Below are 25,062 nucleotides of genomic sequence, written 5' to 3' on the forward strand. Positions count from 1 at the left end.
TCATAGGAGCTCGTCTCTAGGAATCCATTCTAAATAATGCTTCAGGAAGAGAGATGATTGGTCGAAACCTACTGCTTGTTACTTCAAGAATCCTTCCGGTCGAGGCCGGAGTGTTCAACGCCTCCAAGCAACAGCGAGCAACGAGACGCCTTGGGATGGACTCTTCCTCCTGTTGATCGGGACCTGACCAATACACCCCCTCTTCTTCCAGTGATTCCTCTCTTTCACTTAGACCGCCTGGCCTAATGACGGTCCAATCAAGGCCGCTATTCTCCAGAGCCTGCTCACCAATTCGCTTCCAAACAAGAATCAAACCAAACAAGTTCAGGGGATGACGCCAACGTCCTGCACAAAGAGAGCTCACGAGAATCACCCTGGACACACCAACTCTCAGACAGCTTTCCACCTGAGAACGCACCCCCCAAGCGTCAACCTTCATCGGACCTAACAAGTCAATCGAAGGCCTCGCACCCGTCGCAATCACTAAGGCATCCACCCCCTTTAAGGCTGAATCCAAAGCAGTTGGATCTTGCAAGCTGAGTCGAACTTGCTCAGCATTCATAAGGGTGTCAGGAATTACAGAAGAAGGCCTCACCAACAAACGAGGACGATCTCCACAAGCCAACAACTCCTCAGCAATCCGAAACCCGGTTTTCCCAGAGGCCCCTGTAATCGCAATCGTTCTATCACTCATTGAAATCACCTGGTACAACCCAAGAATTCATGAGTTAACCGTAAACGAGAACTAAGATGAGTTGTCATAAAAAACGCATCATTCGGAAGGGGAACTGATCAACCAATGAAATCCTTAACAACCCTTGCCTTACTAACGATCTCCAGTATTCATCCACAGCAAAGCCAAGCGATGACTGAGTGTGAGCTGCTGACACGGATCATGAATAAGCTGGGGGCAAAGATGAGCATTAATCGGTATGTCATCTCGAGCAAAAAAGACGAAAACCTGATCAAGCAAGCAAGCAATGATCTTTCCGAGCAAACAAAAAACTATAGAGCAGCAAAAGAACAATACAAAAAAGCCAACTGCAAAAGCATCTGGGACAAATAATTAATGAACACTCGAACGTACTCAACTGGAACACAAAAAAGCCGACAACCAAAGGCTATCGGCAAAAAAACAAAGAACTTACAAGCTCAGATCAATAGAGCGTAATTTATCTGGAGTAAGCAACCCCTCGATAGGTCAAGGAGGGATGTTCTTGCATCTCAGCCCTTACGAGTTCACGGCACGTGTTGTAGTGCTCATGACGATAAGTCAATTCAACGCAAGCTTTAACACTAGAAGGCTCACGAGTTACGTAGGCCTGACCTCTGTAGTGAAGAGTAGTCATGATGTTCTCCGAGAAAACCCAAGTCCCCGTTCCTTGGCTTGGGCCGATCTGCGCCTCGCAAAAACGAGGTGAACGATGCAATGTGTAGCAGTTGCTACTGCACAAACATAGTGATTGGTCAAGGAAATCGTCGTTCACCTCGATACAAAGACACAAATCAGGATCAAAGGAAACCATTGGGGTGGGTGTGCTGAACTTGCACCACATGACCTTCACCATTTACACGGCAAAGCCAGGGTGCCTTGGCACGAGGAACCTGGACGCGAACCGAAAAGCCTCCCTTATATGGTTCAGTCCCAACGATCTGAAGAGAATCACGGCTTCGCCCAACCTGATGCGAGACCGCGCGAAGACAAGTGGACTCTGCATGCTGGCGCTGATTGCCACCGCCATGGCCAGAGTGACCTTGAATCAAACTTCCGATCAAAGCTCCTGCAAACGCTCCGATTGCAGACCCTGTACTCGTCGAAGAAGAATTGTCATAACGAGGGCTCGGATCGTGTGCGGTTTCTAAACGAACAGCAAGACGCTGCGCTTGACCTGCATCGTTCCAGGCAAAAACATTGCGATTTCCTCCATCACGAAATTGCGCGTTATGCAATCCAGAGGACGTTTCAATTTGCAGTGCCTCCTTGGAAGGTCCGCGGAAGCGAAAAGTAGAGCCATTTTCAAGCTTGATCACCAGCACGGTGTTGCCACCATTGACTTTTTGCTGGCTCACACAATGCCCCTGAAAGGCAACAGCACCTCCACTCATTAAGCGGCACACTCCCTGAGCACGCGCAATTGTTTTGGCGGAAACCATTGAAGGAGCTGTTAACAATGCCAGGGATGACATAGTGGCCACCCCAGACACCACAACACCAAAACGAGCCAGGCGCTTCATATCAGGAAAAGAGACGACCACTCATTAGTAGCAACACTTCTGGATAAAACCTTGGTCCACAGCCCACAAGCCGGAAACAACCAAAAGCAATTCGATAGCAGGAAATCATGCAATATTTAGGCCCAAACAAACCAATTCCGCACACCCAATGCGGAAAAACATATCACTCAAACACCTAAGACTATAGGGACAAAAAGCTGTAGCAAAATAGTCCTTAAAAGATGCGGTATTATTCATACAAGCGCAACTAATCCAAAGTCACTGATCAAAAAGCATCAAATCCTCTCAAAGGAACAATTATCTTTTCAGGGCAAAGGACAGAGCAAACAACAGAAAACCATGCCTTCCAAAGCAATGCTTCATGTTATTAAAGGGTTGTCCTGGGTAACAGCCTTGCTTTTGATCATGAGCTGTGAACCGGGAAATTTGGCGAAGCAGGCCAATAGCGAACACAACACCAAACGAAGCACTGCACAAACTTCAAAAAAGCTTGATCCTGGCCAAACAGGTCCACATCCTGACCTTCTTCAGGGAAATCACGATGATTTTTCACTCAAAGCCAGACGTCTTAGCAGTACCGTCACAATGAGCAACGGCCAATGGGTCGTCGAATTATTTAAGGGGAGCAAACGCCTTGCCCTATGGCCTGCCATCAGCGGATACAACACCAGGCCCTCGGCCGATCGGCGTTGGAGCCCAGGAAATGGAGCAGCTCTACCAATAGGAGATTATGTGCTGGGGCAGCCAGAACCATGGGGAACAGACATCTGGTTGAACTTACAGCCACAATTCAAAACAGACCGAAGTGGACTCGGCATACACCACTGCAATCCCGGAAGCGGATGTCTTTGCATTCCTAATCGCAACAACCTCGAAGCCATTGCCGCATGGGTAAAAGCCACCGGGATCAACAAATTAACCGTTCAGAATTAAACAGAATAAGACAATAATCGCAGACACCATTAATCCGAAGCCCTAACGTGGAACAATAGAAATGGATAAAAGATCCTAACTAAGCTCATAGCAAAGACAGGTCACAATCATAGTGACAACAATTCCTTTTAAAACGAAAGCAACAGAAACTAATAAGACGAGAGCTCAAACTTCTAATCAATCCGTTTCAAACAGATTTACGGAGTGCATTCATTCGAGCGTCTACCACTGCATTAAATGACTGAAGATTTTCAACATCAGCACCTGTTGGCTTTGCTAATGAATTTATTTAATCGGGTTGACGATAAACACAGTTAAAATCCTCAAAGCTTTGTCACCTGACAACCATCAAATACCATTTACCTTCACCGGAAACCTGATGCTTTACACTCCTCTGAATCCAATCAGTTTCATAAACAGCAATATTGAAAGCCAACTCTTAACAAGCCAGAATTTCAACTTTTCAATAAAAACCTCCGCACCATAACCATGAGCTGGACTGTTGCCAAATCCTGGACAAGCGTTTTGCCCCAACAGGGTTACCGACATTTTCGACTAATCCTTCAGGGCGGGAAAGGGCAATCGCGATGGGTGGAACTGGAAGCAGTTCTTGATTCAAACGTGCGTCTACGCATCAACTGGAACGAACTCAAGAAGCAAGAACTTTGGACCAGCGGTTGGCAACAGCTGCCACCAGACGAGTGAGGTCTTACTCGCAGTGCAACCAACTAACGCGCCAAAATGCGCTAATGCCAGTTCAAATTCTTACCGAAGACCAGCGATACAAGCTCGACCGGGAGCCCGATCGGGTTTTTTATGCTGAACCACGCTTCGTTCAACACTTAGACGAAGGCTTTAGGACACGTCTCACAAACTTCTACAGAGAGCACATTCCGTCTGGAGCTGTTGTCCTTGACTTGGGATCGTCTTGGGTGAGTCACCTACCAGAAGAGATCCATTACGAGCGCGTGATTGGCCATGGCATGAATGAAGCGGAACTCGTAGCGAACACAAGGCTCGACAGCCACTACGTCCAAGACATGAACCTGGATCCCACAATCCCTTTAAAGGATGCATCCGTTGATGCCTGTCTCGCTGTTGCTGCTTGGCAGTACTGGACTCAACCAGAAAATGTCGCGTCGGAGATGCTCCGAGTCACGAGGCCCAATGGCACTGCCATCGTTGCATTTTCGAATCGGATGTTTTTCACAAAGGCTCCACAGGTTTGGACCGATAACGACGACAAGCAGCATCTCGACTATGTCGGCACAGTGCTGCAAGCCAATGGATGGTCTGACGTACGGGTGTTTGCTGAAGAGACAAAAGCCTCAGGATTGATGGGACTGGTAGGAGGCAAAGGCGACCCATTTTTTGCAGTTGTAGCGCGCAAAAGTATCGATTCATAATCAATACTTGATCCACAAGACAATACAAAGTCTGAGAAATTGCATCAAGCCAAACCTGTGGCAATTGATTAAATAATCAACATAATCATGCTTATCGTATAAATTTTATTCTGATTGAGGTCTTACAAACAATCATCGAGTCCTCCTCTCTTTCAAGTTATTTCTCGCTATCGAGAAGCTGAGATTTTGGAATTTTTAATCAGGACATACGCTTAAAGTTCGAGCGAGCGAAGCAAGTCCCGCTGGGCCTTACGGCCTGTAATGGCATGGGCTGCCATCGCACCACTCGCAGCCACGGGTGGAATACCAATCCCTGGGAAACAACTCGCTCCACACTGCAAAAATCCCTGAAGAGGGGTGGTCACCCCAGGAAACAGCCCTTTCGCCGCAGACAACGCAGGGCCATAGCTGCCTTGATGCGTGGATAGGTAATGACGGTGGGTAAGAGGAGTTCCCTCCATCACCACTTGGCAACGACCGCGGAGATCGGGTATGCGTTGCTCCAACACATCCCAAAACACCTGACAACGTTGTTCACGTTTCTGCTGATAAGCCGCCGTTCCCCTCTGTAGACCAGCCCACTCTGACCAGGGTTCATTGGCAGGGGTATAGGCGTGAAGCACGTGATGGCCCTCAGGCGCCATCGAGGAATCGAGCACAGATGGAATCGACACCACCACGGCATTGCGCTCGGAATCAATGCCCCGTTCCCAGTCACCAACCCAAACGGTATGGATCGGCAGATCCTCGAGACCGTTCGCATCGAATCCCAGATGAAGGTGCAAAAAAGAATGACAACCAGGAGTGGAAAGCCGTTCCTGACTCCAAGTCTTCGCAGCCATCTCGGGCAACAGAGCCGCCGTACCCCAGGCATCCGCATTGCTCACCACAACATCGGCGTAAAGCGTCTCACCATTGCTGAGTTCTACGCCGATGACACGATCACCATCAAGCAGCAGCTCGCTCACTGTTGCACCAAGCCGCAAACTACCGCCGTAAGACTCCATGCCGCGCACGAGTGCGTTCACTACGGCTGCACTGCCTCCGCGCGGAAAATCAAGACACGATTCAGGGTCAAACCATTCACCAAACAAAGTGGCCATAGCGGCTGCGTTGGTGTCAACCATCGGCATACCGCTGATCAAAAAACAGAGCAAATCAACCCAATGGCGAAGAAATGGATCCTGCAGGTGACGGTCGACTAAAGGCCCGAAAGCACCGCTGAGGTGGCGGATGGCCGGCAAATGCTGAACCAGTCGTCCACTACGCCTCAACAGAGGACCAATCCCATCCACAGATGCTGGTAATGCCAGCAATGGCAAAGCATCTGCAGCTGCTGCAATCGGCTGCAACACGGCGGTGAAGCGCTGCCATTCAGCCACAGCTTCAGGTCCACGCAGCCTTTCCACCACGCGTTCGAAGCCATCCCCTCCAACCCCTACACGGAGATGTCCCTCCGGGAACAAGACATCCCAATCCTTGTAGGTCAAGACATCCAGGGGCTGATCTAACGCACGCAGGATCTGAGCGAGGGGATTACTGCTTGGCCAACGTGACAATCCACTCCAAAGGGATGGACCAGATTCGAAGTGATAGCCGTGCCGTTCAAAGCCATGGGCAGCGCCGCCTGGCTGGCTATGGGCTTCTAGAACCAAAACTTCCTTTCCAGCCCGGGCAGTGAGACCGGCACAGCACAAGCCACCGATACCGCTGCCAATCACGATCACCTCAGCGCTTTTTGGCATCAATCACCAATCAGAGATCCCAACTCGGGTCATAGCCAGTCACAGCTGTGATCGCGAAAAACTGGTCCCAATCAAAAGATCGGTTGAAATGGTTCAAAGCACCAAGTTCATGCCAGAACAATCCTCCCCAGGCCAGAACCAGCTATCGCTATGGCGTCGAACGCCTCCCCTGGTGTTGCCCATGTTGGTGCTGAGCTGCGGGCTTGTGGTCGCCGGAGCTGTTGCCGTGAAAGGAATTCGAACCGCAACAGACACCGTGACCGTGACCGGTGCCAGCACTGAAAGGCTGCGCAGCGACTATGCAGATTGGACCGTGACCGTGAGTGGCAATGGCCTGAGCCAACAGCAGGCTTATCAAAATCTGCAACCCGATTTAAAGCGCACGCTTGCATTTCTGCGTGATGCTGGCATCCCAGAAAGCAGCACCCAACTCACTGTTTTACGGACTGATCGCAACGACATTCGCAACCGTGTGACCGGGGTGCTCACCAACACGGAGTGGACGGCACGTCAATCCATCCACGTTGGCAGCTCGGATGTGGATTTAATCCGCAAGGCATCGAACAAAATCAGCAACCTGATTGGCGACGGTGTGTCGTTGGCGATTCAGCCACCGGCTTACACCTACACAAAACTGGCTGAAAAACGTGTCGACATGCTGGCCAAAGCCACCGCTGATGCTCGAGAACGAGCGATTGCGATCGCGGGTCAAGCTGGCTCCGGCATTGGAGCGATCACCAATGCCGACACAGGCACCTTCCAAATCACCGTGCCGAACTCCACAAAAATGGGGAGCTATGGCTCCTATGACACCAGCACCATCGACAAAGACATCACCGCGGTGATGGGAGTGACGTTCAGAGTGCAGTGATCATTCTTCCCTTGATCCTGTTAGGTCTGTCCTGGCTTCAGGAAGGCATCGACCAACTCCTGCTGGGCGGACGCTGGAATTTGGCTATGGGGCCTGGCACTCCTTGGTGGACCCTTCTGACCGCTCCATTCAGCCACGGAGATCTTGGTCACCTCATTGGGAACAGCATTATTTTTCTCCCGCTCAGCTATCTCGTGCTCTTGAAAAACCTGCGCGGTTATGTAGCGGTTTGGATTGCCGTGATTCTTCTCGAAATTCCGCTCTGGTTGTTTTGGCCGGTTGGCAGTCACGGACTCTCAGGAGTCGTCTACGGACTCCTTGGCTACCTCGTTCTGATCGGATTTCTTGAACGCAGACCACTGGCCATCGCTTTAAGCGTGATTGCCGTTGCTTTTTACGGAAGCGCCCTACCTGGATTGCTGCCTTGGGCCTCACCCGCGGGAGTGAGCTGGATTGGCCACGCGAGTGGATTCATAGCTGGCCTTTTGGCAGCAGGAGCTGTGTCACGTGAGCCTCATCAGCCGTCAGCTTGATCCTCAGCTGATTTGAGAAAGCGACCTGACAGACGAACAGCCAAGACAGAGCAAGCGGCTCCATAGCCGATAAAGGTGGCCACTTGACCAAAAGATCCCATCTCATAAACCTCGCCGCTTAACAACACCCAATCCACCAGTGATGAGGCCACACCCCACACAACAACCCAAACCGAAACGTAGAGAATCCCCCTCACGGCGGTGTTCACGGCAGCTCCTTTTGAAAATGCTTGTTCATTTCGACGCTAGGCCAACCTTCAATCAAAGTCCTTCAGTGCTGATGGGATGACTAATCAATGAACCTGATCACTCATTCCTTTCAAAAAAGTTTCTTCAAAGCTTCTTGAAGCAACCTGACAAACATCCTTCGTGTCGCTAAGACCTTGGCGTAATCACTTTGATCGAAGCTGAAAGGTTCCCCTATGTCTGAAGACAATCAGCAGCAACCTGTCGTAATCAAGCAAGGAGGCGGCGGCACTGGCATTGGACTGGTTCTGGCGGCGTTAATTCTTGGAGGTGCGCTTGTCTACTCCGTCACCATTTGGTCAAACACACAGAAAAGAATGATCGAGGCGCCCAAAGAAGCGATCCAGAAAGGCGTAGACACCATTAAAAAAGCGATTCAGCCTGGCTCCTAGTCCTAAGAGCAGATTCCTTCACCCTCCCTCGAGCGATTGCTGCCGGCTGTGATGGCGATAGAGATCGCTGTCTCCATCAGCTTCCGGCTCAGATTTCGCTTGGCGCTCTCGCGGCTCAACCGCTTCAATCCGCTGTTTAGGCATCACTCCGTTTTCTTCTCGAGCGATCGCACGCTGATAGGCCGAAGTTACGTCTGATAAGTCGTCATTACGCACAGATGTCATGGCCGCCAAAGCAGTGTGGCCATGATGGCAGTCCTGCAACTCGATGACCATTGCTCAGAAAAGAGCGCGCTTCCCATCTGCTCTGCCGCCTGGATGAGCACTATCCAGATCCACCCATTCCTCTCGATCACAGCGACCCTTTCAGCCTGCTGATCGCTGTGCTCCTAAGTGCGCAGTGCACCGACAAAAAGGTCAATGAAGTCACACCAGCCTTATTTGCTGCGGGACCAACCCCAAATGCAATGGCGGCATTAACAGAAGCGGAGATTTTCGGACACATCCGCCAGCTGGGGCTTGCGAAAACCAAGGCCCGAAACGTGCACAAACTTGCTCACATGTTGATCACGATGCATGGGGGGAAAGTGCCGAGCAGCTTTGAAGAGCTCGAGGCACTGCCGGGCGTTGGCCACAAAACCGCCAGCGTGGTGATGGCCCAAGCCTTCGGAGTACCGGCCTTCCCTGTGGACACACACATTCATCGATTGGCGCAGCGCTGGGGGCTCAGCAATGGAGACAGCGTGGAGCGCACCGAAAAGGATCTGAAATCCCTATTTCCAGCTGAGAGCTGGAACAAACTTCATCTGCAAATTATTTTTTATGGACGCGAGCATTGCACTGCACGTGGATGCGACGGAACCGTTTGCCCAATATGCCGGGAGCTGTATCCAAAGCGACGGAAGCCAGTAATTTGGCGGAGGCCCTAGCTAATTACCAGCCCAACGTCAAAACTCTGTTACAGTTCGTTTCAATTGAATGAGCACGATGGAACGCACTCCCGCTAACGACACCTGGTTCCAAGGCCAAGCAACCCGCTCCATTCACGAAGATCAACTCAAGAAGGTTGAGCTCTTCAATGGTCGTGCAGCCATGATTGGTTTCGTCATCGGCGTGATCACAGAAGGACTTACAGGCCAGGGAATTCTCCATCAGATCGGCCTCGGCCCCCTCGTTGACGGATACGTGACTTGCAGCGTTCAGATGCTCCCCTTCTGTTTCTGATCAGATCAGACAGTGCTTGTCAGCCCCCTAGCCTTAGGATTAAGGGCTGACAGTTCAGGCCAATGGCTCGAAAGCGGCGCAAACTAAGCAAAGACATGGAGGCCGAAATTAAAGCGGCCAATAAAAAAGTTGAGTTTATTTCTGCGTTAATTCGAGACATCCGCGAAGAAGACATCCAAAACGAATACGCGGAAGCCTTTGTACAAGTGCATGCCGCATGCACCCACCTCGCCCAGCTTTACGACGCTGAAGGCATTACTGAAGAAAGCGAGGGGACACTGGTCCTCTACAAAGGTCTTCTCAATCAATTTGAAGAAGACTACGAGCTTTAGGACATTTTCAAAACCTGGTCCTCATACACTAATTTTTTTCTAAAAACCCGGTAAAACCGGATGGGTTTTTAAAAATAAATTGATGCTAAACAACGACGAACCGCGCTGGTTCACTCTGGCGATGGCAAGCCGCTGGCCCCTCGCTGTCGTCATTGCGGCATGGTCAGTCGCTCTTGCTGCGATCCAGATTCTCCGTCACCCCATCCCCATCGGACTTCCCCTCGATAAGCCGTTTCCAGTACGCCTCGTTGGTGGAGTCACTGTTGACGAACTCAAGGCACCTATCCGTGTGAAAAGTGAGGGCTCGATCGCCATCGAAGCTTCGAAAAAACTCCCCATTGAAGCCTCTGAGGCCCTTCCTGTTCAAGGCGAAGTATCAGTAACCAAACCCGTCTTGATTGAATCCAATCAATCACTTGATGTTCAAGGACAGGTGTCAGTTAACGAGGTGACAAACCCAGTCAAAGTGCAAGGTGTGGATGAAGGTCCTGTCCTTGTAGGTACATCCGACGAAGATCAGTTAACCGTGGGTGGAGCTGTAGAGGTAACCGAAGTAGGCGGTCCAATTAATGTGCGCCTGCGAGATGCGGCGAAATCTGTTTTGCCGATTCCTTAAATGGCATCACTTCACGCTGATCTCACTCTTGCTGTTGTTGGACACCTCGAATGGGTTAATTTCCTTGCCGTTAATGCGTTGCCTGCGCCTGGGCAGATCAGCCGTGCCCATCGCTCGCTAGAAGAGCCAGCTGGAGCCGGAGCTGTCGTGGCTGTTCAACTGGCCAGGCTTACAGGGCAAAGAGTGGCCTTCTTCACGGCACTCGGGAAGGATGAAATCGGCGAGCGAAGCGAAGCCCGCCTGCTTGAGTTGGGTGTCATACCAATCGTTGCCTGGCGTGACCAACCCACCAGACGCGGAATCAGCTTGGTTGATCACAGCAGCGATCGGGCGATCACAGTGATCGGAGAGCGACTAACGCCGGTCGCCAATGATCCATTGCCCTGGGAGCATCTCGCCGATTGCGATGGGGTGTTCGTCTCAGCAACCGATCCGCAGGGGCTAAGGCTGGCACGAGCAGCCAAAGTTCTAACGGCAACGCCACGCCTTCGTTTACCGGTTCTTCAAGAGGCAGGTGTCAGTCTCGATGCCTTGATCGGCAGCAATTTGGATCCAGCAGAGTCCATCGAAGAGGATGCACTCACCCCAGCGCCAACCTTGCGGATCGCCACGGAAGGAGAGAAGGGAGGGATTCTCATTCCAGGTGGTCGATTTGAAGCCCAACCTCTCCCTGGCCTCCTCGCAGAAACCTACGGATGCGGCGACAGCTTTGCAGCTGGAGTAACAGCCGGACTCGCTGCAGGATTTGCCATCACTGACGCGATCAAGCTTGGAGCCCAGTGCGGAGCGACCTGTGCAACACACTTTGGTCCTTACGCCTGAACCCAAAAACACAGCGCTCCAGCGGTTTGGGAGACGCTGTTATTCATACATACTCCCGAGAAGACAAGAACTAAGCAAAGACGATTGCTATGTCTGATCTGAAGTGTCGTTTTAACGGATACACAGGCGGCAACAAGAGGGGCCTCTTCACAGAAAGGATGGGGTGCTCAGCACAGATGTCTTTGCCAATCTGCTCGATATGAATTCGGCGTGGACTCCAACCAGCAACAGCAAAGACAGCTATATCTGTTGTGATCGCAGCACTGGTGAACCACGCTGAACTGCAAGCCGACTGGCTTTGGTCTATCGCTTTAAGCCCAAAGCAACAAAAAGCCCCCACCAATCGGCGGGGGCTTTCTAGTTCAGTTGATCTGAACTTTGGTTGGTTTCCAGATCAACCGATTGCAGGTGCCTGAAGAGCCACAGGTGTGGACTCAGCAGCTGCCAGGTCGAGAGGGAAGTTATGAGCGTTGCGCTCGTGCATCACTTCCATGCCGAGACCGGCACGGTTCAACACGTCGGCCCAGGTGTTCAGGACACGGCCCTGACCATCAAGGATGGACTGGTTGAAGTTGAAGCCGTTCAGGTTGAAGGCCATGGTTGACACGCCAAGGGCGGTGAACCAGATGCCGACAACAGGCCAGGCTGCAAGGAAGAAGTGAAGGCTACGGCTGTTGTTGAAGGAGGCGTATTGGAAGATCAGGCGACCGAAGTAGCCGTGAGCAGCCACGATGTTGTACGTCTCTTCTTCTTGGCCGAACTTGTAGCCATAGTTCTGGGACTCGGTCTCGGTTGTTTCACGAACCAAGGAGGAGGTCACCAATGAACCGTGCATGGCGGAGAACAGTGAACCACCGAACACACCAGCAACTCCCAGCATGTGGAAGGGGTGCATCAAGATGTTGTGCTCAGCCTGGAACACCAACATGTAGTTGAAGGTTCCAGAGATGCCCAAAGGCATGGCGTCAGAGAACGAACCCTGACCGAAGGGGTAAACCAGGAACACTGCAGATGCAGCAGCAACAGGTGCGCTGTATGCAACACAGATCCAAGGGCGCATGCCCAAGCGGTAGGAAAGTTCCCACTCACGTCCCATATAGGCGTAGATGCCGATCAGGAAGTGGAACACAACCAGTTGGAAAGGACCGCCGTTGTAGAGCCACTCGTCGAGTGAGGCAGCTTCCCAGATTGGGTAGAAGTGCAAGCCGATGGCGTTGCTGGAAGGAACAACAGCACCAGAAATGATGTTGTTGCCATACATCAGTGAACCTGCAACAGGCTCGCGGATGCCGTCGATATCAACCGGAGGTGCGGCGATGAAAGCGACGATGAAGCAGGTGGTAGCGGCAAGCAGTGTGGGGATCATCAACACACCGAACCAACCGACATACAGACGGTTGTTCGTGGAGGTGACCCAATCACAGAACTGCTGCCAACCGTTAGCGCCGGAGCGCTGCTGGATGGTGGTAGTCATGAGAACGGAAATAGATGCCTGTAGAGACGAGCCCTTGAGGCGAAATAAGACTGGAAAGATCCAGCTCACAAAATTTAATTGAGTTGTGTTGCCTTGTGTTGCGCCTGGGATAGCGACTCATCATCACGCCCATAAAGCCAGCTAATAAGTGGCCTTGTTGCTGTTCGGCTCATAGCGTTAGCGAGATGCAAACAAGTCGGCGCTTATTTCTGAAGCTGTTAGCAACCACGGCAGTGAGTCCGTCCTTCCTTCATGCCGTGCAAGCAGCGCCTAACCAAAAAACGTTTGAATCAGTTGCCGTCTTAGAGCGAGGGAATCTTCGCCTTGCATTGATCAGTGATCTCAACGGACCTTATGGATCAACCATCTACAGCCCCACCGTTGCAACAGGATTTGATCTGCTCTCTGAACTGAAACCAGATCTGGTGCTTTGCGCAGGAGACATGGTGGCCGGCCAGAAGATCAGCCTGACGGATTCGCAGCTTGAGGCGATGTGGAGCAGCTTCCAATCCACCATTCTCAATCCCCTCCTTCAGCAGGGGATTGGAATGATCCCAACGATGGGCAATCACGACGCATCCAGTCAGAAATGGTCCTCTCAGTACGTGTTTGCAAGAGAACGCCATCAGGCAGAAAGCTTTTGGGCACGTCAGAAGAACCGGCTAGGGCTCGAGTTCATCGATGCGAAGCAGTACCCATTTCAATTCAGCGTTAAACAACCTGGCTTGTTCGTCATCGTGATTGATGCCTCTTCCGCCACGGTTGATCGAGGTCAACGGCAGTGGCTTGAGCAAGCACTGACCTCAGAGTCCAGATCTTCCGACGATTGCTGTGTAGTGATGGGACATCTCCCACTGACCGCGATCAGTCATGGTCGGGATCGTGCCGGTGAGTGCATCGAAGACGCCGTGAACCTCACCGATTTAATGCAACGTCATCGGGTAGACCTCTATCTCTCAGGACATCACCACGCCTGGTATCCAGGCGAACTCAGGGGACAGCGATTGCTCAGTCTTGGTGCTATGGGAAACGGACCTCGTCGATTGTTAGGGACGCAACGCACATCTGATCCGAGCCTCACACTGCTTGATCTTTTTCCAGCCACAAAAACAGTGCGTGAAACCACATTCAGCTTGAAAACATTGGAGCCCATCAGCCTTAACTCCCTACCAAAGCAATTGAGCTCAAAATCGTTTCCAACTTTGGATCGGCGTGACACCAGCTGGTCCTATGGCTCTTAAAGACGCTTCCCCTCTGAGTAATACATAAAAAAGCCCCCACCAATCGGCGGGGGCTTTCTAGTTCAGTTGATCTGAACTTTGGTTGGTTTCCAGATCAACCGATTGCAGGTGCCTGAAGAGCCACAGGTGTGGACTCAACAGTTGCAAGGTCGAGGGGGAAGTTATGAGCGTTGCGCTCGTGCATCACTTCCATGCCGAGACCGGCACGGTTCACCATGTCGGCCCAGGTGTTCAGGACGCGGCCCTGACTATCAAGGATGGACTGGTTGAAGTTGAAGCCGTTCAGGTTGAAGGCCATGGTTGACACGCCCATGGACGTAAACCAGATGCCGACAACAGGCCAGGCTCCAAGCAAGAAGTGAAGGCTACGGCTGTTGTTGAAGGAGGCGTATTGGAAGATCAGGCGACCGAAGTAGCCGTGAGCAGCCACGATGTTGTACGTCTCTTCTTCTTGGCCGAACTTGTAGCCATAGTTGTGGGACTCGTTCTCGGTTGTTTCACGAACCAAGGAGGAGGTCACCAGTGAGCCATGCATGGCGGAGAACAGTGAACCACCGAACACACCAGCAACTCCCAGCATGTGGAAGGGGTGCATCAGGATGTTGTGCTCAGCCTGGAACACCAACATGAAGTTGAAGGTTCCAGAGATGCCCAAAGGCATGCCATCAGAGAACGAACCCTGACCGAAGGGATACACCAGGAAAACAGCCATGGCTGCAGACAGCGGAGCGCTGTATGCAACACAGATCCAAGGGCGCATGCCCAAGCGGTAGGAAAGTTCCCACTGACGGCCCATATAGGCCGAAATACCAATCAGGAAGTGGAAAACAACCAGCTGATAGGTGCCGCCGTTGTAGAGCCACTCATCGAGTGAGGCAGCATCCCAAATTGGGTAGAAGTGCAAGCCAATGGCGTTGCTGGAAGGAACAACAGCACCAGAAATGATGTTGTTGCCATAAAGCAGTGAGCCAGCGACAGGCTCGCGGATGCCGTCGATATCAACCGGAGGTGCGGCGATGAAAGCGACGATGAAGCAGGTGGTAGCGGCAAGCAGACAAGGAATCATCAGCACACCAAACCAACCGATATAAATACGGTTGTTGGTATCTGTGACCCACTGACAAAAGCTTTGCCAGCTGCTTAAGCGACCGCTGCGAACGGCAGTAGCCATGAGAAAAAAATAAGAACGGGATCGATCACTCCATCCTTAAAAGGACAAATGATCGAGCTCAAGATGATGAAAAGACCTCCACAATTCAAGAGAAACAAACGGATCTCATCATCTCGACAACATTGTTCATGACAACTTCATGAATTGTTCATGAAGTTGTGTCAAGCACCCGCGTATCTCTGCGTTTTGAGCCATTCCTTTGCCTGATCGGCAAAACCGGAGAGATCCAAGCGTTCACGCTCTGCAGCCTTCGCCACCAACAACGGTGCCTGACGCTTGAGATCGTCCAAATCAGGCTGGGTAACTCCGGCATTCAGAGCCATCCAATCAGCCATTGATGCGCCCACAACTCTTGTGAGATAAGCAGCGCTGAGGCCTTGAATCAAACCTGCCGCCAACCAAGTACCACCGTCAAGTTTGGCCATGCCAAGCAAGGCTTGACCACTCCACTCCACAACGCCCTGCCCAAGAGCTGCAGTCCCCAATTGGCGCGCCACAACCTGCAACACCTCAGAGCTCCAGGAGCAGCCCCAGATCTCAGCCATTTCCTTCACCATCAGGCCATTCACTACAGCCACAGCAAGAAGATCAACGCTTGGAACAGGGGAGGCAATCACCACACCCGCCACAATCCACTGACTCCGTTGAAGCAGGGAGCGGAATCGCTCACGACGCAACTGTTCTAGTTCTGCTTGCCAACGGCGATGAAGTGAAGTCAACAGGCGTTGCTTGGTGATCTCGCGGCTCCGAGACGGTTGGGCAAAATGACGTCGCACTGGAAGCAAGCCCCGCCGTAGATCAGCTGACTCCCCGCTCCAGAACAACAGTCGATCGCACCATGGCTTAGGTAACTGACAACTCAAGGCCTCCTGTCGTGCTTCACGAGAGTCGTGGACAGAATCCTTGATCAGCAACCAAGCAGGTTGATCCGTGGGCAATTGTTCCAGCCGCAAAAGATCAGCTGCCCTTAGAGGCATTGGAAGTCCGTACAAGATCACATCAAGCGACTCAAGCTCCTGAGGCCAGCTCCAGGCATCAGCAACCACTGGCAATGGCTTGGCAATGCACAGCTCAAGTGAATGGGAACCCTCCAAAGCGGTGTGAAGCTCTGAAGTACTCGGATGAGTCCCGCCCTCACTGGTAACCACCCCCACGCTGAGAGGTGAGTGCTGAGCTTTCAAGCGGTCAAGCTCCTGTTCGCGAGGAGATCGCAAACCATCGAGACCTAACGACAGCTCAAGCTCTGTGAACTGCGCCAGCACCTTCTCACAACGTCGGATCCAACCAGGGATTGAGGACGGCTCTGAAAATTGAGCAGGCCTAGAGGAGCGGGACACCCACCAGATCCCAGCCCCCAAGGCCAGGAAGCCTGCGCCACCACCAGGAAGGTGAACAAGGTCGCTGAACAGCCAACTCCCAAATGCGAGGGTTCCTCCAGCCAAAGCAAGTTTCCCTGCGATGGATGGAATCAGCTTGATGGTGCTGATTGATGGAACCGGCATCAGCACGACAAATCCATGACTTGGGGCTTTCTTAGCTCAACCTGACTAGTCAGGGCCAGTGCTTGCGCACCTATAAAAACTGGCAGCGTCCACTCTTTCCTAACAACTTTACCTCTGATCGAGGTATTCATATGGTATGGAGACCTGTGCCTGACATCGATGGCCCGCGATCGTCGTCATGAGGTCACACGTGTCCTAATGGTGGCCCTCACCATCAACGTGGCCATGACGTTGCTCAAAATGGTGGTGGGCATAGCAAGTGGATCTTTGGCTGTGATTGCTGATGCGATGCACAGCGCAACCGACGCCCTCTCAAGCTTGACAGGACTGATCACGAACGGGCTGTCGGATCCGAAACCAGATCGAGATCATCCCTACGGACATCACAAATATGAAGGAATTGGAGCTCTGGCGGTCGCCGGTTTCATCTTCTTCACCGCGATCGAAATCCTGATCACCTCAAGCGAACGACTCACTAAGGGATTGCCTGAACTGCGGATCAATGCAACTGAGCTATTGCTTCTGCTCGTAGTGCTCGTCTTCAATCTTCTTCTTGCCGGTTACGAGCGCCGGGAGGGGCGCCGATTAAATAGCCCGCTGCTCCTCGCCGATGCCCACCACACCACAAGTGACATCTGGACCACGATGATTGTGCTGGTAGGCCTAACTGGGGCTTGGCTACTCAAGATCAGCTGGCTAGACGTCGCCCTAGCCATTCCACTTGCAGTGTTTTTGATCCGTGTCTGCTGGCAGGTTTTACGCGACAACCTCCCTTGGCTTGTGGATCACATAGCGATTGCACCCGAGGCGATTAACGAAGCGGCCTTAGGGGTACCTGGAGTTCTTAATTGCCATGACATCGCCAGCAGAGGAGTTCTGGGTCAACAGGTGTTCATTGACATGCACATGGTTGTGGATGTCGATGACTTGATTGCGGCTCATCAAATCACTGAGCGAGTGGAAGAGCGCCTGGAATCCCGCTTCGGCCCTGTTCGCTGCACCATTCATCTCGAACCTCGGGACTATGTCGAACAGGTGATCACCTTCCGTGGAACCCACGGTTAAGCACGGAGATCAAGAAAAGAGGCACCTTTCGTTCGGTGATGCGTCACACTTGCGCCTGATTCCAGGCCTCGGGCCATGACTGATTCCAACAGCGATTCCCGTCAACAGGGCAGACAAGGTGAGGGCGGCGGGGGGTCCCGTGGCGGCCGCAATGCCGGCAGCCGAGAAGGGGGAGGGTTCCGTATTCGACTCAGTGACAATGAAATGCGCGCAGTGAGAGCCCTTCAAGAGGCTTTCAATCTGCGCTCAACAGTTGCAGTGCTGGGTTTTGCTGTTCGCACACTTGCTCAGATGCTGGAGGACGGCCAACTCACTGAGCTGGTCGCTCAGCAAAGAGCCCAAGGCGGAGGACGACGATCCGAAGACGGACGCGGAGAACGTAATCGAGGTGACCGGAATCGGACACCTCGTCCTGATCCATTTGCACGGCCAGCCAAACCCCAACCCCCTGCCCCTGAACCAGAGGCTGCTGCCGAAGCAGAGCCTGCAGCGGAGTCAGAGGCTTCAACTGAGACAGACGCGTCAGCAGACGCCAGCGCTAGCGATGGGACTGACACGCAAGTGACTGACAACAACACTGAAACAGGAGACTGAACGATGGGGCGGCCGAGGGTTCTCTCCGGCGTTCAACCAACAGGTGCTCTTCATTTGGGCAACTGGCTGGGCGCTATTCGCAATTGGGTGGATCTGCAGAATGACAACGACACATTTTTTTGTGTCGTTGATCTGCATGCCGTCACCGTTCCGCACCAACCAAATCGCTTAGCGGAGGACACCCTCAGCACCGCAGCCCTCTACCTGGCCTGCGGTCTCGATCCCGATCAATCCACCGTCTTTGTCCAAAGCCACGTCAAAGCTCACAGCGAGCTGTGCTGGCTTCTGAACTGCGTCACGCCCCTGAACTGGCTCGAGCGCATGATTCAGTTCAAGGAAAAAGCCGTTAAACAAGGCGACAACGTCTCGGTAGGCCTTCTTGACTACCCAGTGCTGATGGCCGCCGACATCCTTCTCTATGACGCAGACCTTGTACCTGTTGGAGAAGATCAGAAACAACATTTGGAATTGGCTCGCGACATCGCCCAACAACGCATCAACGCTCGCTTCGGCTCAGAGGATCAACCGCTGCTTCAGGTTCCCAAACCCTTGATCATGCGAGAGGGGGCAAGGGTGATGAGCCTCACAGATGGCCGCAACAAGATGAGCAAAAGTGATCCGAATGACAACAGTCGAATCACCCTTCTTGATCCACCTGCACTGATCACCAAAAAAATTAAGCGGGCCAAAACAGACCCTCAAATGGGTCTTGAGTTCAGCAACCCAGATCGGCCTGAAACAGACAATCTCCTCGGCCTTTATGCGCTGTTGAGTGGCAAAGGCCGAACAGCCGCGGCCGAGGAATGTGCAGAGATGGGCTGGGGCACGTTTAAGCCCCTACTGGCAGAGGCCGCCGTAAACGCTCTTGAGCCGATTCAAGACCGATACAACGAGCTCATGAATGACAGGGGAGAGTTAGAAAACGTGCTGCAACAAGGCCGTGAACGGGCTGAAGGCGTTGCAACAGCAACAGTGGATCGCGTACGCAAGGCCATGGGCTTCCTGACGGCCTAATCAATAGAGCATTTATCGAAAAGATTCTCTAATGCTTAAAGCTGACTGAGAAGCCTTGACGCCAACCCCGAGAAATGCCAGCAAGAACCAGCCAAAACAGCGCGTCTCGCGAGTCTCGAGCAGGGACTAATTAAGTGTTTCTGCTCATGCACAACTGATCCTCACTCGTCAAGGCCGGTAGCAAACGACTCGCCAAAAGCATCCCTTCCTGAAGAAAGTGGTGTCTCCATTACGGAACGTCACCTTTTGCTGAGCTCCTTCGCCAAGCTGCCCTTCGCCGTCTTACCCGCTTTCCGTCAAGCAAGAGGCATTGGTGTTGTCAGCGTGGGGCTGCTTCTAGGCCTTGGACAAGGCATTCATGCCGAGCGCTCCAGCGAAAGACTTGATCAAGCAGAGCAAGTGGCATCAGCCCTTCTGCAAGACGTCAAAACGGACCACAAAGCTTCCCCCTATTCAATCACTCCAGAACGACGCGCCCTGCTAAACACCATTCGCTTTGCAGAAGGAACTTGGAAGGATGGGCACGATCTTGGCTATCGCACTCTTTATGGAGGCGGCCAGTTTGAAGATCTCTCAAAACACCCAGAGAAGGTGGTCGTTAAGCGTTACGTCAGTGCCGCTGCAGGGGCTTATCAATTTTTGCCCACCACTTGGGAAGAAGTTTCAGGACGTTTGAGCTTGCCCAGTTTCTCTCCAGAACATCAAGACCAAGCGGCTCTTCATCTAGTCAAAAGACGCGGAGCTCTCAAAGAGGTAGACCAAAAAGGATTAACAGCCGAAGCGATGAATAGCCTCGCCCCTGAATGGGCATCTTTTCCCACCCATTCAGGACGCAGTGCCTACGGTCAGCCCGTCAAAAGCCATGCTGAGCTAGCAAGTTTCTATTCAAAAAATCTTCAGAAGCTTCGTCAAGGCGCCTAGAGCGAGTTCTTCGCATTTGCCTCCGATACACGGGCTGCAAGGCCCCAGACCTCGATCACGAGCTGGTGCCAAGGAGTCATCGCCTCCATCGAGATAGCCATAGCTGCTGGGGTGGCATTCACGAGGGCTCTTGTGGCAATAATCGCCTTTAGACCCTCATCAATTCGCACTCCCATCGCTTCGCGTTCAACTCGGGGCATCACTGAATCCGGACAAGCTTTTAAAAGCTCCTGACCACGTTTGAACCAGTGGTTGAAGTCATTGAGCAACGAGTCCAACAACGACTCCAGCAGAGCATCCGCCTCTTGATTCATTGCCTATTCAGCGCACACTCATAGGATGACTGGCCCTGAACAGGAAATGGTGAGCAGCGTCGCAGCAACCACCCCCGCACCTATCGCGCCTGTGGTTCTGCCCAAGACCAGCGAAAGTGAGAATCTGCTCAAGATTCGCCACTCGATGAGCCACGTGATGGCCATGGCAGTTCAGAAGCTATTTCCCAAGGCCCAAGTGACCATTGGTCCATGGACTGAAGCAGGCTTTTATTACGACTTCGACAATCCGGAACCCTTCACGGAAGCAGATCTCAAGGCGATCAAGAAGGAGATGGGAAAAATCATTGGCCGCAAGCTCCCGTTAGAACGCATTGAAGTCAGTCGTGAGGAAGCAGAACGTCGAATCAAGGCGCAAAACGAACCTTATAAATTAGAAATTCTCGAGCGATTGGTCGAGCCCATCACGCTCTACACCCTGGGTGAGCAGTGGTGGGATCTCTGTGCTGGGCCTCATGTGGCCAACACAAGCGAACTCAATCCAAAAGCGTTTGAGCTCGAAAGTGTGGCAGGTGCCTACTGGCGTGGTGACGAAACCAAGGCTCAACTTCAGCGCATTTATGGCACAGCGTGGGAAACCGCCGACCAACTGTCAGAGCACAAACGCCGCAAAGAAGAAGCACTCCGACGTGATCATCGCCGCCTTGGCAAAGACCTTGATCTGTTCTCCATCGAAGATGAAGCGGGAGCAGGCCTTGTCTTCTGGCACCCCCGGGGCGCACGCATGCGTCTCTTAATTGAAGACTTCTGGAGGCAAGCGCACTTTGAGGGGGGGTATGAGCTGCTCTACACACCCCACGTCGCGGACATCAGCCTTTGGAAGACCTCTGGACACCTCGACTTCTATGCGGAAAGCATGTTCGGCCCCATGGAGGTGGATGAGAGGCAATACCAGCTCAAGCCGATGAACTGTCCATTCCACGTTCTGACCTACGCCAGCAAACTTCGCAGCTACAGAGAACTCCCGATCCGATGGGCGGAGCTCGGAACCGTTTACCGCTACGAGCGACCGGGGGTGATGCACGGGCTGATGAGAGTCCGTGGCTTCACGCAAGACGACGCCCACGTGTTTTGCCTACCCGAACAGATCAGTGATGAGATCTTGCGAATCCTGAATCTCACAGAACGGATTCTTTCAACGTTCGATTTCAGTAACTACGAGATCAACCTTTCAACAAAACCAGACAAAGCCATCGGCGATGACGCTGTCTGGGAGCTCGCGACCAAAGGCCTGATCGAAGCCCTAAAACGCAAGGGTTGGGCCTACAAAATAGATGAGGGTGGCGGAGCGTTTTATGGACCCAAGATCGACCTAAAAATTGAAGATGCCATTGGTCGGATGTGGCAATGCTCCACCATTCAGCTCGATTTCAACTTGCCTGAGCGCTTCGAACTCGACTACATCGCTGCTGATGGCAGCAAACAGCGCCCGATCATGATTCACCGGGCCATTTTCGGTTCACTCGAACGATTTTTCGGGATCATGACCGAAAACTATGCGGGAGACTTTCCGTTTTGGCTTGCCCCAGAACAGATCCGGCTACTTCCGGTGACGGATGAAGTTCTGGGTTATGCGGAAGAGTTTCAAAACCAACTCAAAGCAGCTGGTATTCGCGCCAGCATCGATCGCAGCGGAGACCGACTTGGGAAGCTGATTCGCATAGGAGAAAAAATGAAAATCCCGGTGCTGGCTGTTATTGGAGCCAAGGAAGCTGAACAGGGCGCCGCGAGCCTGCGCAGCCGCCGCGATGGCGACCTTGGCGTGATCACCAAGGAACGCCTGATCGCAACGGCACAATCGGCCAACCAAGATCGGAAAGCATCACTTTCTTTTGATAACAGTGTGAGCGTCGAAGAATGAGCGATCCAGCGATCACTGGTTTGGCCGATCTCAATCGATTACGCACTGCTCCTCCGCTGAGTGTGCTTGAGCGGAAAACTCTCAAAACTGAGCTGATCGCTGAAATGAACCACTTCGCCTGGTTCACTGTTGGCGTCATGGCCTCCTCATCCACTGAAGCGATGACCTGTCTTCGCGACCTTGAGCTGGCGATGGGTTGGCCATCCATGCATCTCGAGGACGAAACACGCATTGACAGCGGAGTTTTCCTGAAAGCCAACCAATCCACCGGTTGCATTCGCATCCGTGCAGAGGCAGGCCTGGGTAAAGGCTTCTTGCTCAGCGGCCATCAAGGTGAATGGCAACAATCAGGTCCCACCTGGGGCCCCCTGCCTCTCGACCTGTTTCGTGACTGAGCGTTCCAGAGCCTGATCAAGACTTGTCGATTCCGAGCAAAGCGATCAGCCTTGAGCTGAGATGCACCGATCGACCCAATGCAGCCAACGACTTACCTGGCCGGGGATCTCGGTGGCACCAAAACGCTCCTAGCCATCTACAGCGATCAAAATGGCGAGCTGAAACAAGAGCATGTCCAGCGTTACGTGTCGGCGGAATGGACGTCTCTGGACTCCATGCTCAATCACTTCCTGCAAGCACGCCCAGACACCAACTCCACTCCTCAAACCAGCTGCTTCGCCGTCGCTGGCCCGGTTAAGAACCGTGCTGCTGAACTTACTAATTTGGGATGGACGATTAGCCAAGAGTCGCTGAAACAATCGGCTGGTTTAGAGCAGGTGGAACTCGTTAACGATTTTGCTGTTCTGATCTACGGCCTTCCCCATTTCAGCGATAGCCAGCAGATCACGCTTCAAGCTGGATCTACAAAGAATTCTGAAAACACCCAATCCGAGCCAGGCCCCGTCGCCATTCTTGGAGCGGGAACGGGCTTGGGAATGGCTCGGGGGCTTCCGAGCAATAAGGGATGGATTGCCTTACCCAGCGAGGGGGGACATCGAGAGTTCGCGCCCCGATCCGACGACGAATGGGGCCTTGTTCAATGGCTCAAGCGCGATTTGTCTCTAGAGAGGATTTCTGTGGAGAGGGTTGTGAGCGGAACCGGATTGGGCCATGTCATGCACTGGATGCTGCAGCAGTCGAAAGATGCAAAGCACCCGCTTCAAGAGAAGGCCAAAGCATGGAGATGGAACAAACCAGATCACCCTGATTATCACGATCTCCCTGCTTCAACATGCCAATACGCCAAAGCAGGCGACCAGCTCGCGAACGCTGCAATGACGCTTTGGCTTAGTGCTTACGGCGCAGCCGCAGGAGATCTTGCCCTACAGGAACTGTGCACGGGTGGGCTCTGGATTGGTGGGGGCACGGCCGAAAAAAACCAGGATGGATTGAAGTCGATTCATTTTTTAAACGCCATGCGTCAAAAGGGGCGCTTTCAGCCGTTTTTGGAAGGTTTGACGGTGCGCGCTGTGATCGATCCGGAAGCTGGTCTGTTTAGTGCTGCTTGCAGAGCACGAGAACTGGCTGAGTCGAGTGGGACACTGGCCTGAGTGGAAACGCAGGGATGGCGCAGCCGCGTATCGGCCAAACAGTGGTGGTGGATGTTCCCGCTACCACCGCCAATATTGGACCAGGATTCGACTGTCTAGGCGCTGCTCTGGATCTCAACAACCGTTTCACCATGCGTCGAATCGATGGCGATGGAGAGCGATTTGAACTGATCATCGAGGGACAGGAGGGGTCTCATTTACGGGGAGGACCGGACAACCTCGTCTATCGAGCTGCACAGAGGGTTTGGAAAGCAGCTGGCCAAGAGCCCATAGCTATCGAGGCTCGAGTGCGTTTAGCCGTTCCTCCAGCCAGGGGGCTTGGCAGCAGTGCCACGGCCATCGTCGCAGGACTCGTGGGTGCCAATGCCTTAGTGGGAGAACCGCTCAGTCGAGAAAAACTGCTGGAGCTCGCAATCGATATCGAAGGCCACCCAGACAATGTTGTGCCTTCGCTACTGGGGGGACTGTGCATGACAGCAAAGGCTGCATCTCAACGCTGGCGAGTGGTGCGTTGCGAATGGATGCACAGCATTAAGGCAGTTGTTGCGATCCCAGCAATTCGCCTCAGCACCAGCGAAGCGAGGCGAGCCATGCCCAAATCGGTCCCCGTTGGTGATGCAGTGGTCAACCTTGGTGCCCTCACCCTGCTGCTGCAAGGACTAAGGACCGGAAACGGCGATTTGATCTCAGACGGAATGCATGACCGCCTGCACGAGCCCTATCGCTGGAGGCTGATCAAAGGTGGGCAGGAAGTCAAAGAGGCTGCACTCTCGGCTGGAGCCTGGGGATGCGCCATCAGCGGCGCAGGGCCAAGCATTTTGGCGCTTTGCTCAGAAGAGAGAGGGCCAGCCGTGAGTCATGCCATGGTGAAGGCTTGGGAAGCGGCTGGCGTCGCTAGTCGCGCTCCACTGCTTAACCTTCAGACGGCTGGGAGCCACTGGCAACCCAAAGACGCTGAGTAGAATTACTCAACAAAGCCCCTAGG

General features: G+C 52.9%; 31 protein-coding genes. 21 read left to right on the forward strand and 10 right to left on the reverse strand.

Annotated elements, in window-relative coordinates:
- Positions 1 to 16 precede the first annotated feature (16 nt).
- On the reverse strand, positions 17 to 694 hold the full coding sequence (locus SYNC_RS08450) for an SDR family oxidoreductase (RefSeq protein WP_011619753.1): 678 nt from the start codon (positions 692 to 694) through the stop codon (positions 17 to 19).
- Positions 695 to 799: 105 nt separating this feature from the next.
- Between SYNC_RS08450 and SYNC_RS08455 the strand changes: the two genes are divergently transcribed.
- Entirely contained in the window at positions 800 to 1,066 is a 267-nt protein-coding gene (locus tag SYNC_RS08455) for a hypothetical protein (RefSeq protein WP_041426613.1), read from the forward strand.
- A gap of 106 nt (positions 1,067 to 1,172) precedes the next feature.
- On the opposite strand, the gene SYNC_RS15270 is transcribed toward SYNC_RS08455, so the two are convergent.
- Together SYNC_RS15270 and SYNC_RS08460 are read right to left on the reverse strand one after the other, a co-directional pair.
- The gene (locus SYNC_RS15270) at positions 1,173 to 1,568 is read right to left on the reverse strand and encodes a DUF4278 domain-containing protein (RefSeq protein WP_369791610.1); all 396 of its coding nucleotides are present in this window, start codon (positions 1,566 to 1,568) and stop codon (positions 1,173 to 1,175) included.
- Complete coding sequence (locus tag SYNC_RS08460) at positions 1,513 to 2,235, reverse strand: hypothetical protein (RefSeq protein WP_041426614.1); 723 nt, start codon at positions 2,233 to 2,235, stop codon at positions 1,513 to 1,515. Before SYNC_RS08460 ends, SYNC_RS15270 begins: the two co-directional genes overlap by 56 nt.
- Before the next feature lie 405 nt (positions 2,236 to 2,640).
- Here SYNC_RS08460 and SYNC_RS08465 point away from each other — a divergent pair, with 405 nt between their 5' ends.
- From SYNC_RS08465 to SYNC_RS08475, 3 genes are all read left to right on the forward strand, one after another.
- Positions 2,641 to 3,168, forward strand: a complete 528-nt coding sequence (locus SYNC_RS08465; protein ID WP_237699197.1) for a hypothetical protein — start codon at positions 2,641 to 2,643, stop codon at positions 3,166 to 3,168.
- 489 nt (positions 3,169 to 3,657) lie between these two features.
- Complete coding sequence (locus SYNC_RS08470; protein WP_011619759.1) at positions 3,658 to 3,873, forward strand: TIGR02450 family Trp-rich protein; 216 nt, start codon at positions 3,658 to 3,660, stop codon at positions 3,871 to 3,873.
- A gap of 44 nt (positions 3,874 to 3,917) precedes the next feature.
- Entirely contained in the window at positions 3,918 to 4,574 is a 657-nt protein-coding gene (locus SYNC_RS08475; RefSeq protein ID WP_011619760.1) for a class I SAM-dependent methyltransferase, read from the forward strand.
- A gap of 212 nt (positions 4,575 to 4,786) precedes the next feature.
- On the opposite strand, the gene SYNC_RS08480 is transcribed toward SYNC_RS08475, so the two are convergent.
- A complete protein-coding gene (locus SYNC_RS08480) occupies positions 4,787 to 6,319 on the reverse strand; it encodes an NAD(P)/FAD-dependent oxidoreductase (RefSeq protein ID WP_011619761.1) in 1,533 nt (510 codons plus the stop codon).
- Between the two features lie 109 nt (positions 6,320 to 6,428).
- Here SYNC_RS08480 and SYNC_RS08485 point away from each other — a divergent pair, with 109 nt between their 5' ends.
- Both SYNC_RS08485 and SYNC_RS08490 read left to right on the forward strand, forming a co-directional pair.
- On the forward strand, positions 6,429 to 7,190 hold the full coding sequence (locus SYNC_RS08485; RefSeq protein WP_049750400.1) for an SIMPL domain-containing protein: 762 nt from the start codon (positions 6,429 to 6,431) through the stop codon (positions 7,188 to 7,190).
- On the forward strand, positions 7,187 to 7,723 hold the full coding sequence (locus tag SYNC_RS08490) for a rhomboid family intramembrane serine protease (protein ID WP_011619763.1): 537 nt from the start codon (positions 7,187 to 7,189) through the stop codon (positions 7,721 to 7,723). Before SYNC_RS08485 ends, SYNC_RS08490 begins: the two co-directional genes overlap by 4 nt.
- On the opposite strand, the gene SYNC_RS08495 is transcribed toward SYNC_RS08490, so the two are convergent.
- Positions 7,708 to 7,932 (reverse strand): hypothetical protein, encoded by a 225-nt coding sequence (locus SYNC_RS08495; RefSeq protein WP_006853199.1) that lies wholly within the window; start codon positions 7,930 to 7,932, stop codon positions 7,708 to 7,710. The genes SYNC_RS08490 and SYNC_RS08495 overlap by 16 nt on opposite strands.
- Before the next feature lie 213 nt (positions 7,933 to 8,145).
- On the opposite strand from SYNC_RS08495, the gene SYNC_RS08500 reads away from it, so the two are divergent.
- Positions 8,146 to 8,361, forward strand: a complete 216-nt coding sequence (locus SYNC_RS08500) for a hypothetical protein (protein ID WP_011619765.1) — start codon at positions 8,146 to 8,148, stop codon at positions 8,359 to 8,361.
- Between the two features lie 18 nt (positions 8,362 to 8,379).
- Here the strand turns inward: SYNC_RS08500 and SYNC_RS08505 are convergent, their stop codons facing one another.
- Positions 8,380 to 8,586, reverse strand: coding sequence for a hypothetical protein (locus SYNC_RS08505; protein WP_148201889.1), 207 nt, complete (start codon positions 8,584 to 8,586; stop codon positions 8,380 to 8,382).
- A gap of 50 nt (positions 8,587 to 8,636) precedes the next feature.
- Between SYNC_RS08505 and nth the strand changes: the two genes are divergently transcribed.
- The 5 genes from nth to SYNC_RS08530 all read left to right on the forward strand — a co-directional run bounded on the left by nth (position 8,637) and on the right by SYNC_RS08530 (position 11,355).
- Positions 8,637 to 9,290: an endonuclease III gene (gene nth / locus SYNC_RS08510; protein WP_011619767.1), complete on the forward strand. Its 654-nt coding sequence runs from the start codon at positions 8,637 to 8,639 to the stop codon at positions 9,288 to 9,290.
- Between the two features lie 58 nt (positions 9,291 to 9,348).
- On the forward strand, positions 9,349 to 9,585 hold the full coding sequence (locus tag SYNC_RS08515) for a high light inducible protein (protein WP_011619768.1): 237 nt from the start codon (positions 9,349 to 9,351) through the stop codon (positions 9,583 to 9,585).
- Between the two features lie 62 nt (positions 9,586 to 9,647).
- The gene (locus SYNC_RS08520; RefSeq protein WP_011619769.1) at positions 9,648 to 9,917 is read left to right on the forward strand and encodes a hypothetical protein; all 270 of its coding nucleotides are present in this window, start codon (positions 9,648 to 9,650) and stop codon (positions 9,915 to 9,917) included.
- A gap of 82 nt (positions 9,918 to 9,999) precedes the next feature.
- On the forward strand, positions 10,000 to 10,533 hold the full coding sequence (locus tag SYNC_RS08525) for a hypothetical protein (protein WP_041426616.1): 534 nt from the start codon (positions 10,000 to 10,002) through the stop codon (positions 10,531 to 10,533).
- The gene (locus SYNC_RS08530; RefSeq protein WP_011619771.1) at positions 10,534 to 11,355 is read left to right on the forward strand and encodes a PfkB family carbohydrate kinase; all 822 of its coding nucleotides are present in this window, start codon (positions 10,534 to 10,536) and stop codon (positions 11,353 to 11,355) included.
- A gap of 394 nt (positions 11,356 to 11,749) precedes the next feature.
- Here the strand turns inward: SYNC_RS08530 and psbA (SYNC_RS08535) are convergent, their stop codons facing one another.
- Positions 11,750 to 12,829 (reverse strand): photosystem II q(b) protein, encoded by a 1,080-nt coding sequence (psbA, locus tag SYNC_RS08535; RefSeq protein WP_011618340.1) that lies wholly within the window; start codon positions 12,827 to 12,829, stop codon positions 11,750 to 11,752.
- 233 nt (positions 12,830 to 13,062) lie between these two features.
- Here psbA (SYNC_RS08535) and SYNC_RS08540 point away from each other — a divergent pair, with 233 nt between their 5' ends.
- The gene (locus SYNC_RS08540) at positions 13,063 to 14,070 is read left to right on the forward strand and encodes a metallophosphoesterase (RefSeq protein WP_237699198.1); all 1,008 of its coding nucleotides are present in this window, start codon (positions 13,063 to 13,065) and stop codon (positions 14,068 to 14,070) included.
- Positions 14,071 to 14,164: 94 nt separating this feature from the next.
- Here the strand turns inward: SYNC_RS08540 and psbA (SYNC_RS08545) are convergent, their stop codons facing one another.
- Positions 14,165 to 15,241 (reverse strand): photosystem II q(b) protein, encoded by a 1,077-nt coding sequence (gene psbA / locus SYNC_RS08545; RefSeq protein ID WP_011619775.1) that lies wholly within the window; start codon positions 15,239 to 15,241, stop codon positions 14,165 to 14,167.
- A gap of 161 nt (positions 15,242 to 15,402) precedes the next feature.
- Positions 15,403 to 16,743 carry a YcjF family protein gene (locus SYNC_RS08550; protein WP_041426617.1) on the reverse strand — a complete coding sequence of 447 codons (1,341 nt, stop codon included), beginning with the start codon at positions 16,741 to 16,743 and terminating at the stop codon, positions 15,403 to 15,405.
- Positions 16,744 to 16,902: 159 nt separating this feature from the next.
- On the opposite strand from SYNC_RS08550, the gene SYNC_RS08555 reads away from it, so the two are divergent.
- From SYNC_RS08555 to SYNC_RS08570, 4 genes are all read left to right on the forward strand, one after another.
- The gene (locus tag SYNC_RS08555; RefSeq protein ID WP_011619778.1) at positions 16,903 to 17,808 is read left to right on the forward strand and encodes a cation diffusion facilitator family transporter; all 906 of its coding nucleotides are present in this window, start codon (positions 16,903 to 16,905) and stop codon (positions 17,806 to 17,808) included.
- A gap of 75 nt (positions 17,809 to 17,883) precedes the next feature.
- Positions 17,884 to 18,402, forward strand: coding sequence for a hypothetical protein (locus SYNC_RS08560; RefSeq protein ID WP_011619779.1), 519 nt, complete (start codon positions 17,884 to 17,886; stop codon positions 18,400 to 18,402).
- A gap of 3 nt (positions 18,403 to 18,405) precedes the next feature.
- Complete coding sequence (gene trpS, locus SYNC_RS08565) at positions 18,406 to 19,416, forward strand: tryptophan--tRNA ligase (RefSeq protein WP_011619780.1); 1,011 nt, start codon at positions 18,406 to 18,408, stop codon at positions 19,414 to 19,416.
- A gap of 246 nt (positions 19,417 to 19,662) precedes the next feature.
- Entirely contained in the window at positions 19,663 to 20,337 is a 675-nt protein-coding gene (locus SYNC_RS08570; RefSeq protein ID WP_011619781.1) for a glycoside hydrolase family 104 protein, read from the forward strand.
- Here SYNC_RS08570 and SYNC_RS08575 read toward each other — a convergent pair.
- Positions 20,334 to 20,651: a DUF2605 family protein gene (locus SYNC_RS08575; protein ID WP_011619782.1), complete on the reverse strand. Its 318-nt coding sequence runs from the start codon at positions 20,649 to 20,651 to the stop codon at positions 20,334 to 20,336. The two genes, SYNC_RS08570 and SYNC_RS08575, sit on opposite strands and share 4 nt — an antisense overlap.
- Positions 20,652 to 20,676: 25 nt before the next feature.
- On the opposite strand from SYNC_RS08575, the gene thrS reads away from it, so the two are divergent.
- The 4 genes from thrS to thrB all read left to right on the forward strand — a co-directional run bounded on the left by thrS (position 20,677) and on the right by thrB (position 25,039).
- Positions 20,677 to 22,530 carry a threonine--tRNA ligase gene (gene thrS / locus SYNC_RS08580; RefSeq protein ID WP_011619783.1) on the forward strand — a complete coding sequence of 618 codons (1,854 nt, stop codon included), beginning with the start codon at positions 20,677 to 20,679 and terminating at the stop codon, positions 22,528 to 22,530.
- On the forward strand, positions 22,527 to 22,925 hold the full coding sequence (locus tag SYNC_RS08585; protein ID WP_011619784.1) for a DUF1824 family protein: 399 nt from the start codon (positions 22,527 to 22,529) through the stop codon (positions 22,923 to 22,925). The genes thrS and SYNC_RS08585 overlap by 4 nt, the downstream gene beginning before the upstream one ends.
- Positions 22,926 to 23,003: 78 nt before the next feature.
- Positions 23,004 to 24,077, forward strand: a complete 1,074-nt coding sequence (gene glk, locus SYNC_RS08590) for a glucokinase (RefSeq protein WP_011619785.1) — start codon at positions 23,004 to 23,006, stop codon at positions 24,075 to 24,077.
- Between the two features lie 14 nt (positions 24,078 to 24,091).
- Complete coding sequence (thrB, locus tag SYNC_RS08595) at positions 24,092 to 25,039, forward strand: homoserine kinase (protein ID WP_011619786.1); 948 nt, start codon at positions 24,092 to 24,094, stop codon at positions 25,037 to 25,039.
- Positions 25,040 to 25,062: the final 23 nt, after the last annotated feature.

This window comes from Synechococcus sp. CC9311 (assembly GCF_000014585.1).
Taxonomy (GTDB): Bacteria; Cyanobacteriota; Cyanobacteriia; order PCC-6307; family Cyanobiaceae; genus Synechococcus_C.

What these genes read in the sequence shown, in the direction of transcription:
- SYNC_RS08530 (WP_011619771.1), top strand. Translation starts at nt 10,534, where the DNA reads ATGGCATCACTTCACGCTGATCTCACTCTTGCTGTTGTTGGACACCTC.
- SYNC_RS08525 (WP_041426616.1), top strand. Translation starts at nt 10,000, where the DNA reads ATGCTAAACAACGACGAACCGCGCTGGTTCACTCTGGCGATGGCAAGC.
- SYNC_RS08515 (WP_011619768.1), top strand. Translation starts at nt 9,349, where the DNA reads ATGGAACGCACTCCCGCTAACGACACCTGGTTCCAAGGCCAAGCAACC.
- SYNC_RS08575 (WP_011619782.1), bottom strand. Translation starts at nt 20,651, where the DNA reads ATGAATCAAGAGGCGGATGCTCTGCTGGAGTCGTTGTTGGACTCGTTG.
- SYNC_RS08500 (WP_011619765.1), top strand. Translation starts at nt 8,146, where the DNA reads ATGTCTGAAGACAATCAGCAGCAACCTGTCGTAATCAAGCAAGGAGGC.
- SYNC_RS15270 (WP_369791610.1), bottom strand. Translation starts at nt 1,568, where the DNA reads ATGGTGAAGGTCATGTGGTGCAAGTTCAGCACACCCACCCCAATGGTT.
- trpS (WP_011619780.1), top strand. Translation starts at nt 18,406, where the DNA reads ATGGGGCGGCCGAGGGTTCTCTCCGGCGTTCAACCAACAGGTGCTCTT.
- SYNC_RS08520 (WP_011619769.1), top strand. Translation starts at nt 9,648, where the DNA reads ATGGCTCGAAAGCGGCGCAAACTAAGCAAAGACATGGAGGCCGAAATT.
- thrS (WP_011619783.1), top strand. Translation starts at nt 20,677, where the DNA reads ATGACTGGCCCTGAACAGGAAATGGTGAGCAGCGTCGCAGCAACCACC.
- SYNC_RS08585 (WP_011619784.1), top strand. Translation starts at nt 22,527, where the DNA reads ATGAGCGATCCAGCGATCACTGGTTTGGCCGATCTCAATCGATTACGC.
- thrB (WP_011619786.1), top strand. Translation starts at nt 24,092, where the DNA reads ATGGCGCAGCCGCGTATCGGCCAAACAGTGGTGGTGGATGTTCCCGCT.
- glk (WP_011619785.1), top strand. Translation starts at nt 23,004, where the DNA reads ATGCAGCCAACGACTTACCTGGCCGGGGATCTCGGTGGCACCAAAACG.
- SYNC_RS08465 (WP_237699197.1), top strand. Translation starts at nt 2,641, where the DNA reads ATGAGCTGTGAACCGGGAAATTTGGCGAAGCAGGCCAATAGCGAACAC.
- psbA (WP_011619775.1), bottom strand. Translation starts at nt 15,241, where the DNA reads ATGGCTACTGCCGTTCGCAGCGGTCGCTTAAGCAGCTGGCAAAGCTTT.
- SYNC_RS08480 (WP_011619761.1), bottom strand. Translation starts at nt 6,319, where the DNA reads ATGCCAAAAAGCGCTGAGGTGATCGTGATTGGCAGCGGTATCGGTGGC.
- SYNC_RS08470 (WP_011619759.1), top strand. Translation starts at nt 3,658, where the DNA reads ATGAGCTGGACTGTTGCCAAATCCTGGACAAGCGTTTTGCCCCAACAG.
- SYNC_RS08450 (WP_011619753.1), bottom strand. Translation starts at nt 694, where the DNA reads ATGAGTGATAGAACGATTGCGATTACAGGGGCCTCTGGGAAAACCGGG.
- SYNC_RS08475 (WP_011619760.1), top strand. Translation starts at nt 3,918, where the DNA reads ATGCCAGTTCAAATTCTTACCGAAGACCAGCGATACAAGCTCGACCGG.
- SYNC_RS08505 (WP_148201889.1), bottom strand. Translation starts at nt 8,586, where the DNA reads ATGACATCTGTGCGTAATGACGACTTATCAGACGTAACTTCGGCCTAT.
- SYNC_RS08560 (WP_011619779.1), top strand. Translation starts at nt 17,884, where the DNA reads ATGACTGATTCCAACAGCGATTCCCGTCAACAGGGCAGACAAGGTGAG.
- SYNC_RS08455 (WP_041426613.1), top strand. Translation starts at nt 800, where the DNA reads ATGAAATCCTTAACAACCCTTGCCTTACTAACGATCTCCAGTATTCAT.
- SYNC_RS08485 (WP_049750400.1), top strand. Translation starts at nt 6,429, where the DNA reads ATGCCAGAACAATCCTCCCCAGGCCAGAACCAGCTATCGCTATGGCGT.
- SYNC_RS08550 (WP_041426617.1), bottom strand. Translation starts at nt 16,743, where the DNA reads ATGCCGGTTCCATCAATCAGCACCATCAAGCTGATTCCATCCATCGCA.
- SYNC_RS08460 (WP_041426614.1), bottom strand. Translation starts at nt 2,235, where the DNA reads ATGAAGCGCCTGGCTCGTTTTGGTGTTGTGGTGTCTGGGGTGGCCACT.
- SYNC_RS08555 (WP_011619778.1), top strand. Translation starts at nt 16,903, where the DNA reads ATGGCCCGCGATCGTCGTCATGAGGTCACACGTGTCCTAATGGTGGCC.
- psbA (WP_011618340.1), bottom strand. Translation starts at nt 12,829, where the DNA reads ATGACTACCACCATCCAGCAGCGCTCCGGCGCTAACGGTTGGCAGCAG.